Genomic DNA, 7,505 nt, shown 5'->3' with positions numbered 1-7,505 from the left:
GACCTGGGCGGGCCGGCCGTGCTGCCGCTCCTCATGCCCGTCCACCTCAGGTCGACGCCCGCGGAGCGACGGACGGTCGGGTGGCTCACGACCACGGTCCCCGTCGAGCTGGCGACGCACCCCGACCCGTGCGCGTCGCTCGCGCACGCCGCCGGAGCCGTCGAGGCCGCCCGTGGGATGGCGGCCGTGCCCCTCGACCAGGTGCTCGGGACCGCGTCGCGGCCGCTGGTGCGCGAACGGTCTGACGTCTTCATGGCCTCCTACCTCGACTACCGGCGCCTGCCCGGGCACCAGGAGCTGCTGAGGCGCCGAGCCCACCACGTGTCGGCACCGACCGTGGCCGACGACCTCCAGGTGTGGGTCTCCCGTACGCCCGAGGGTCTCGGTGTGCGCGTCCGCACACCGGCCACGCTGACGGCGGCCCGGGTCGTCGCGAGCCTGCTCGAGTGCTGGCGGGACCGGGTCGCCACCCTGGCCTCCGGGCCGTGCACCAGTCCGCTCGCGCTCACCGGAGCGGGTCGACCGGCTCACCCCGTCGGGTCACCATGAAGTGCAGGTGGCAGCCCGTGGACAGGCCGGTCGAGCCGACCGCACCGAGCACCGTGCGCGACGTCACCCGTGCGCCGGGTGCCACCGACGTGGCGGAGAGGTGCGCGTACCCGGTCTCGAGCCCTGGGCCGTGCTCGACCACGACCCGCAGGCCGTACGGACCGTCGTGACCCACGCTGCGCACGGTGCCGGTGCGTGCTGCCCGGACGGGCGTGCCGCACGCGGCGCCGAGGTCGACCCCGTCGTGCAGCTTGCGCACCCCGGTGACCGGGTGCACCCGCACCCCGTACGCCGACGTGACCGGGCCTCCCACCGGCCGCGACCACCCGCCCCTCCCTCCCGCCGCCCCGCCGAACGTGCCCGCGGGCGGGCGGGGGAGCGGGCCCTGCGGGTCGACGAGCACGAACCGCGACGCACCCGTCAGCCGACCCCGCGGGTCGAGGTAGCGCTCGCCTGCGAGCCGGCCGAGGTGCAGACAGGGTCCCGCGCAGTGCGAGCCCGCGACGTCGAGCCGACCGAGGACGTCACCGGCCTCCACCGCGTCGCCGGCGCGGACGACACGACGGACCACCGGCTGGTAGGTGGACCGCTCCGCCCCGTGCTCGACCGTCACCACGCCCACGCCCGCGACGGTGCCCGAGAACAGGACCCGCCCGACCGCCACGGAGCGGACCGGCTCGCCGGCCCGGCCGGGGAGGTCGACCCCGCGGTGACCCGCCCGGTACGGCCCGTCGGGCAGGTCGAACTCCGCCGTCACCTGACGCGAGCCGAGGGGCCACCGCCACGGCGGGCCGTCGGCGGGTGCCCCGTCGGCGCCGGCCGGACCGGGCTGGAGGAGCGTCAGCAGCGTGAGGAGCGGGACCAGCAGGAGCAGGACACTCGAAGACGGGTGGCGCATGTCCCGAGCCAACCGTCGCCGGTACCCCCGCTCCAGGGGACGACACCGAGCTGTGGACGCCGCCGACCCGCGGCGCGCGGTCGTCGCGCACCTGTGGATTTCTCGATCTCGGACCCCGTGTCCTAGACTGACCCCATCACGTCCTCGGACGTGAAATTCGCACGCCCGCCTCCGTCGTGACACCGCCAGCCGGTCGAACCTCGGGCGCGACCCTGGTCCTGCTCGCAGGTCGGCTCGCGCGGCGCGGGAGTCAGGGCACCACCGACCGGTGGTGCGTCAACCAGGAACCGGACCACCCGCCCTCGGGCCGGTGCGTCCACAGGAAGGATCGACCATGGCGGTCGTCACCATGCGAGAGCTGCTCGAGAGCGGCGTCCACTTCGGGCACCAGACCCGTCGCTGGAACCCGAAGATGAAGCGCTTCATCTTCACCGAGCGCAACGGCATCTACATCATCGACCTGCAGCAGTCGCTGGCCTACATCGACGCCGGCTACGAGTTCGTCAAGAACACCGTCGCCCGCGGCGGCACGATCCTCTTCGTCGGCACCAAGCGCCAGGCGCAGGAGCCGATCGAGGAGCAGGCCAAGCGCGTCGGCATGCCCTACGTGAACCAGCGCTGGCTGGGCGGCATGCTCACCAACTTCCAGACGATGCACCAGCGCCTCCAGCGCATGAAGGAGCTCGAGGAGATCGACTTCGACGACGTGGCCGGCTCCGGCCGCACGAAGAAGGAGCTCCTCCAGATGCGTCGCGAGTACGACAAGCTCAACCGCACCCTCGGTGGTGTGCGCGACATGGGCCGCACGCCGTCCGCGGTGTGGATCGTCGACACCAAGAAGGAGCACCTCGCCGTCGACGAGGCCAAGAAGCTGAACATCCCGATCGTCGCGATCCTCGACACGAACTGCGACCCCGACGACGTCACCTACCCGATCCCGGGCAACGACGACGCCATCCGCTCCGTCAGCGTCCTGACGCGCGTCGTCGCCGACGCCGTCGCCGAGGGCCTGCTGCAGCGAGGCGGCGCCAAGACGGGCGCCGAGGAGGCCGGCTCCGAGCTCGGTGGCGGCGAGCCGCTCGCCGAGTGGGAGCGTGAGCTCCTGGAGAAGAAGGACGACGCCCCCGCCGAGGCCCCCGCGGCCGACGCGCCCGCCGCCGAGGCGACCCCCGCGGCCGAGGCTCCGGCTGCCGAGGCGACCGAGCCGGCCGCCGCCGAGAAGTGACGTCGACCCCGTGACACCCGGTCGGGTGCCGGACGACCTCCGGCACCCGACCACCCCCCCTTCCACCACCACGACCCAGGGAAGAGACCCTCACATGGCCATTGCTGCCGCAGACGTGAAGAAGCTCCGCGACGCCACCGGCGCGGGCATGATGGACGCCAAGAAGGCCCTCACCGAGGCCGACGGCGACTTCGACAAGGCCGTCGAGATCCTGCGCATCTCCGGGGCTGCGAAGGCCGCGAAGCGCGGCGCCGAGCGCGAGGCCTCCGCCGGCCTCGTGGCCAGCTCCGGCAACGCGATCGTCGAGCTGAACTCCGAGACCGACTTCGTCGCGAAGAACGAGCAGTTCATCGCGCTCGCCGAGCGGCTCGCCGCCGCGGCCGACGCCACGAAGCCCGCCGACGCCGAGGCGTTCGCGAAGACCACGCTCGACGACGGCAAGACCGTCGAGGAGACCATCAGCGCCCTCGCCGCCGTCATCGGCGAGAAGATCCAGCTCGGCCGCGTGGCCGCGTTCGACGGCCAGGTCGCCGTCTACCTGCACCGTCGCGCCAGCGACCTGCCGCCCGCCGTCGGCGTGCTCGTCGAGTACACCGGTGACGACCTCGACGCCGCACGCGGCGCCGCCATGCAGATCGCCGCCATGCGCCCGCGCTACCTCACCCGCGAGGACGTCCCCGCCGACATCGTCGCCAAGGAGCGCGAGATCGCCGAGGCGACGGCGCGCGAGGAGGGCAAGCCCGAGCAGGCGATCGCGAAGATCACCGAGGGTCGCGTGAACGGCTTCTTCAAGGACGTCGTCCTGCTCGACCAGCCGTCGGTCACCGACAACAAGAAGTCGGTCAAGGCCGTCCTCGACGGCGCCGGCGTGGACGTCAAGCGCTTCGCCCACATCGAGATCGGCGCCTGATCCACGGAGCCGACCAGCACCACGACAGGAAGGACCGGAGCATCGTGACCCACCACCCGACGCACGGTGACCCGGCCGACCTCAGCACCGCGGACGCCGGGGCCCCAGGCCCCGGCGTCCGCCGCGTGCTGCTCAAGCTGTCCGGCGAGGTGTTCGGCGGCGGCAAGATCGGCATCGACCCCGACGTCGTCAACGGCATCGCCCGCCAGGTCGCCGAGGCGGTCCGCGAGGGCGCGCAGGTGGCGATCGTCGTCGGCGGCGGCAACTTCTTCCGCGGCGCCGAGCTGAGCCAGCGGGGCATGGAGCGCTCGCGGGCCGACTACATCGGCATGCTCGGCACCGTCATGAACAGCCTCGCCCTGCAGGACTTCATCGAGAAGCAGGGCATCGACACCCGCGTGCAGTCGGCCATCACCATGGGCCAGGTCGCGGAGCCCTACATCCCGCGCCGGGCGATGCGCCACCTCGAGAAGGGGCGCGTCGTCATCTTCGGCGCGGGTGCGGGCATGCCCTACTTCAGCACCGACACCGTGGCCGCCCAGCGCGCCCTGGAGATCAAGGCCGACGCGGTGCTCATGAGCAAGAGCGGCGTCGACGGGGTGTACTCCGCCGACCCGCGTACCGACGCCTCCGCGCGCCGCTTCGACGACCTCACCTTCGCGGAGGCCCTGCGCCTCGGCCTGAAGGTCGTCGACGCCGCCGCGTTCGCGCTCTGCATGGAGAACAACCTGCCGATGATCGTCTTCGGCATGGAGGGTGAGGGCAACATCGCCCGGGTGCTCCAGGGTGAGAGGATCGGGACGCTGGTCCACGGCGACGCAGGACCACACATCGGGACGACGACAGGAGACGCACCGTGATCGACCAGACCCTGCGCGAGGCCGGCACCAAGATGGACAAGGCCGTCGAGCACACCCAGGAGGAGTTCGCGGCCATCCGGACCGGTCGCGCCCACCCGGCGATGTTCTCCCAGATCACGGCCGACTACTACGGGACGCCGACGCCCCTGCAGCAGCTGGCCGGCTTCCAGGTGCCCGAGCCGCGCACCGTCATCATCAGCCCGTACGACCAGGGTGCGAAGGGTGCGATCGAGCGGGCCATCCGCGACTCCGACCTCGGCGTGAACCCCTCCGACGACGGCAAGGTGCTGCGCGTGACGCTGCCCGAGCTCACCGAGGAGCGCCGCCGCGAGTACATCAAGCTCGCCCGCTCCAAGGCCGAGGAGGGACGCGTCGCCGTCCGCGGCGTGCGACGCAACGCGAAGCAGTCCCTCGACAAGGCCGAGAAGGACTCCGAGATCAGCCAGGACGACAACGTGGGCGCCGAGAAGCGTCTCGACGCCCTGACGAAGCAGCACGTCGACCAGATCGACGAGCTGCTCAAGAACAAGGAAGCGGAGCTCCTTGAGGTCTGAGGAGGCCGCGCCCACCGACGGACCCCTGGGGGAGACCGACCCGGCCGTCGCCCAGCGCAAGAGTCGCGCGGGCCGCAACCTGCCCGCCGCGATCGGCGTCGGCGCCGGTCTCGGCGCGATGGTGGTCGTCTCGCTGTTCCTGTTCAAGGACGTGTTCGTGGCGGTCGTCGTGCTCGCGCTCGGCGTCGGCCTGTGGGAGCTGGCCCGGGCGCTCGGGACCGCCGGCATCAAGGTGCCGTTCCTGCCGGTGCTCACCGGTGGCACGCTGATGCTCCTCGGCGCCTACTACGGCGGCATGGAGACGGCTGCGGTCGCCATGGCGCTGACCGTCATCGGCACGCTCGTGTGGCGACTCTCCGACGGCGCCGACGGATTCGTCCGTGACGCGAGCGCCGGGGTGTTCTGCCTGTCCTACCTGCACCTCATGGGCGTCTTCGTCATGCTCATGCTGGTCGAGACGGACGGTCCCTGGCGGATCGTGGCCTTCATCGTCGCGACGGTCGCCTCCGACGTCGGCGGCTACACCGCGGGCGTCTTCCTCGGCAAGCACCCCATGGCCCCGACCATCAGCCCCAAGAAGTCCTGGGAGGGCTTCAGCGGGTCCCTCGTCTTCGGGATCGCCGCCGGCATCGCCACCGTGACCCTCGCCCTCGACGGCGACTGGTGGGTCGGCGTCCTGCTCGGCGTCGCCGGTGTCGTGATGGCGACGCTCGGCGACCTCTCGGAGTCGCTCATCAAGCGCGACCTCGGCATCAAGGACATGGGCGACCTGCTGCCCGGCCACGGCGGCATCATGGACCGGCTCGACTCGCTCATCGCGGTCGCGCCCGTCGCCTGGCTGATCCTGCACTACCTCGTCACCCCCGCCTGAGCGCGGAGGCGTCGGGCGACGCGGACATCGAGCCGAAACAGGGATGCGGCAGGCTTGGCCCATGTCGATCAAGGTGTCGCTCCGCCATCGCACGACCTACCGGTTCGACCGTCCCGTCGCTCTCGGCCCGCACGTCGTGCGGCTGCGGCCCGCGCCGCACAGCCGGACGCCGATCGACTCCTACGCGCTGCGTGTCTCGCCGGCCGAGCACTTCGTGAACTGGCAGCAGGACCCGTTCGGCAACTGGCAGGCGCGCCTGGTGTTCCCGGAGAAGGTCAGCGAGCTCGACGTCGACGTCACGCTCGTGGCCGACCTCATGGTCGTCAACCCGTTCGACTTCTTCGTCGAGGAGTACGCCGAGACCTACCCGTTCGCCTACGAGCCGCAGCTGGCGGCCGACCTCGCCCCGTACCTGCGGCCCGTCGACGAGGGCGACGGCCAGGGTCCGGGGCCGGTCGTCCGGGCCTGGCGCGACGCCCTGCCCGAGCCGGCCGACGACGGGGTGCCGCTCGTGCAGTTCCTCGCCGACCTGAACGCCGCCGTGCACCGCGACGTCGCCTACACGGTCCGCATGGAGCCGGGCGTCCAGAGCCCCGACGAGACGCTGACCCGGGCGATCGGCTCGTGCCGCGACAGCGCGTGGCTCCTGGTCTCGCTGCTGCGCCAGCACGGTCTCGCCGCCCGGTTCGTGTCGGGCTACCTGGTGCAGCTCGCGCCCGACCCGCTGGTGGCCGCGCAGGCGCTCGACGGGCCCGCCGGTGCGTCCGAGGACTTCACCGACCTGCACGCCTGGGCGGAGGTGTACGTGCCGGGGGCGGGCTGGGTGGGACTCGACCCGACGTCGTCGCTGTTCGCGGGGGAGGGGCACATCCCGCTGTCCGCGACGCCGCACCCGTCGTCGGCCGCCCCCATCACCGGGGCGCTGGAGCCGGCCGAGGTCGAGTTCTCCTTCCTGAACGAGGTCACCCGCGTGCACGAGGACCCCCGGGTCACCCTGCCGTACACGCAGGAGCAGTGGGACCGCGTCGACGCGCTCGGGCAGACCGTCGACGCGCGGCTCGACGCGGGCGAGGTCGGCCTGACCATGGGCGGGGAGCCGACGTTCGTCAGCGTCGACGACTCGACGTCGGAGCAGTGGAGCACGGCGGCCGACGGGCCCGAGAAGCGTCTGCTGGCGACGGAGCTCGCCGAGCGGCTCCGCCAGGTCTACGCCGAGGGTGGCGTCGTCCACCGGGGGCAGGGCAAGTGGTACCCCGGCGAGCCGCTCCCGCGCTGGCAGGTCTCGCTGCAGTGGCGCACCGACGGCGAGCCGCTGTGGCACGACGCGTCGCTGCTCTGCGACCCGTGGTCCGACCCGACGCCGGTGCAGCACGACACCGCCGAGCGGCTGGCGCACGAGGTGGCACGCGTGCTCGGCCTGCCCGACGAGCTCGTGCTCCCCGCGTGGGAGGACCCCTTCGCCGTCGTGGCGCGCGAGGTCGGCCGGCCCGAGGGGGAACGGCCCGACGTCGACCGGCCCGACGTCGACCAGGTCGCCCAGCTGGACCAGGCCGAGGAGAGGCCGACCGGCTGGGTGCTGCCGCTCGCGACGGGCGAGCAGTGGCGCAGCCCCGCGTGGCGGTTCCGGCGCGGCCGGCT

General features: G+C 72.5%; 7 protein-coding genes and 1 pseudogene. 7 read left to right on the top strand and 1 reads right to left on the bottom strand.

Annotation, left to right across the window (positions count from 1 at the left end; translation table 11 throughout):
• Nucleotides 1-549: pseudogene (locus NH339_RS16495) on the top strand (hypothetical protein); the annotation flags it as partial.
• Here the strand turns inward: NH339_RS16495 and NH339_RS18695 are convergent.
• The gene (locus tag NH339_RS18695) at nucleotides 506-1,447 is read right to left on the bottom strand and encodes a peptidoglycan DD-metalloendopeptidase family protein (RefSeq protein WP_305883287.1); all 942 of its coding nucleotides are present in this window, start codon (nucleotides 1,445-1,447) and stop codon (nucleotides 506-508) included. The pseudogene NH339_RS16495 and the gene NH339_RS18695 sit on opposite strands and share 44 nt — an antisense overlap.
• A gap of 334 nt (nucleotides 1,448-1,781) precedes the next feature.
• Here NH339_RS18695 and rpsB point away from each other — a divergent pair, with 334 nt between their 5' ends.
• From rpsB to NH339_RS16460, 6 genes are all read left to right on the top strand, one after another.
• Entirely contained in the window at nucleotides 1,782-2,672 is an 891-nt protein-coding gene (gene rpsB, locus NH339_RS16485; RefSeq protein ID WP_253027108.1) for a 30S ribosomal protein S2, read from the top strand.
• A gap of 94 nt (nucleotides 2,673-2,766) precedes the next feature.
• Nucleotides 2,767-3,582: a translation elongation factor Ts gene (gene tsf / locus NH339_RS16480; protein WP_253027107.1), complete on the top strand. Its 816-nt coding sequence runs from the start codon at nucleotides 2,767-2,769 to the stop codon at nucleotides 3,580-3,582.
• A 125-nt stretch (nucleotides 3,583-3,707) separates the two neighbouring features.
• Complete coding sequence (pyrH, locus tag NH339_RS16475) at nucleotides 3,708-4,442, top strand: UMP kinase (protein ID WP_253027110.1); 735 nt, start codon at nucleotides 3,708-3,710, stop codon at nucleotides 4,440-4,442.
• The gene (gene frr, locus NH339_RS16470) at nucleotides 4,442-4,996 is read left to right on the top strand and encodes a ribosome recycling factor (RefSeq protein ID WP_253027109.1); all 555 of its coding nucleotides are present in this window, start codon (nucleotides 4,442-4,444) and stop codon (nucleotides 4,994-4,996) included. Before pyrH ends, frr begins: the two co-directional genes overlap by 1 nt.
• A complete protein-coding gene (locus tag NH339_RS16465; protein ID WP_253027106.1) occupies nucleotides 4,986-5,867 on the top strand; it encodes a phosphatidate cytidylyltransferase in 882 nt (293 codons plus the stop codon). Before frr ends, NH339_RS16465 begins: the two co-directional genes overlap by 11 nt.
• 61 nt (nucleotides 5,868-5,928) lie before the next feature.
• The coding region (locus tag NH339_RS16460; RefSeq protein WP_253027105.1) for a transglutaminase family protein at nucleotides 5,929-7,505 on the top strand (1,577 nt) is incomplete at its 3' end.

Origin of the sequence: Aeromicrobium sp. CnD17-E (assembly GCF_024124745.1) — a bacterium.
In the GTDB taxonomy this organism is placed as follows: Bacteria; Actinomycetota; Actinomycetes; order Propionibacteriales; family Nocardioidaceae; genus Aeromicrobium.
This window is presented reverse-complemented; position numbering and strand designations above follow the sequence as displayed.

What these genes read in the sequence shown, in the direction of transcription:
- NH339_RS18695 (WP_305883287.1), bottom strand. Translation starts at nt 1,447, where the DNA reads ATGCGCCACCCGTCTTCGAGTGTCCTGCTCCTGCTGGTCCCGCTCCTC.
- rpsB (WP_253027108.1), top strand. Translation starts at nt 1,782, where the DNA reads ATGGCGGTCGTCACCATGCGAGAGCTGCTCGAGAGCGGCGTCCACTTC.
- tsf (WP_253027107.1), top strand. Translation starts at nt 2,767, where the DNA reads ATGGCCATTGCTGCCGCAGACGTGAAGAAGCTCCGCGACGCCACCGGC.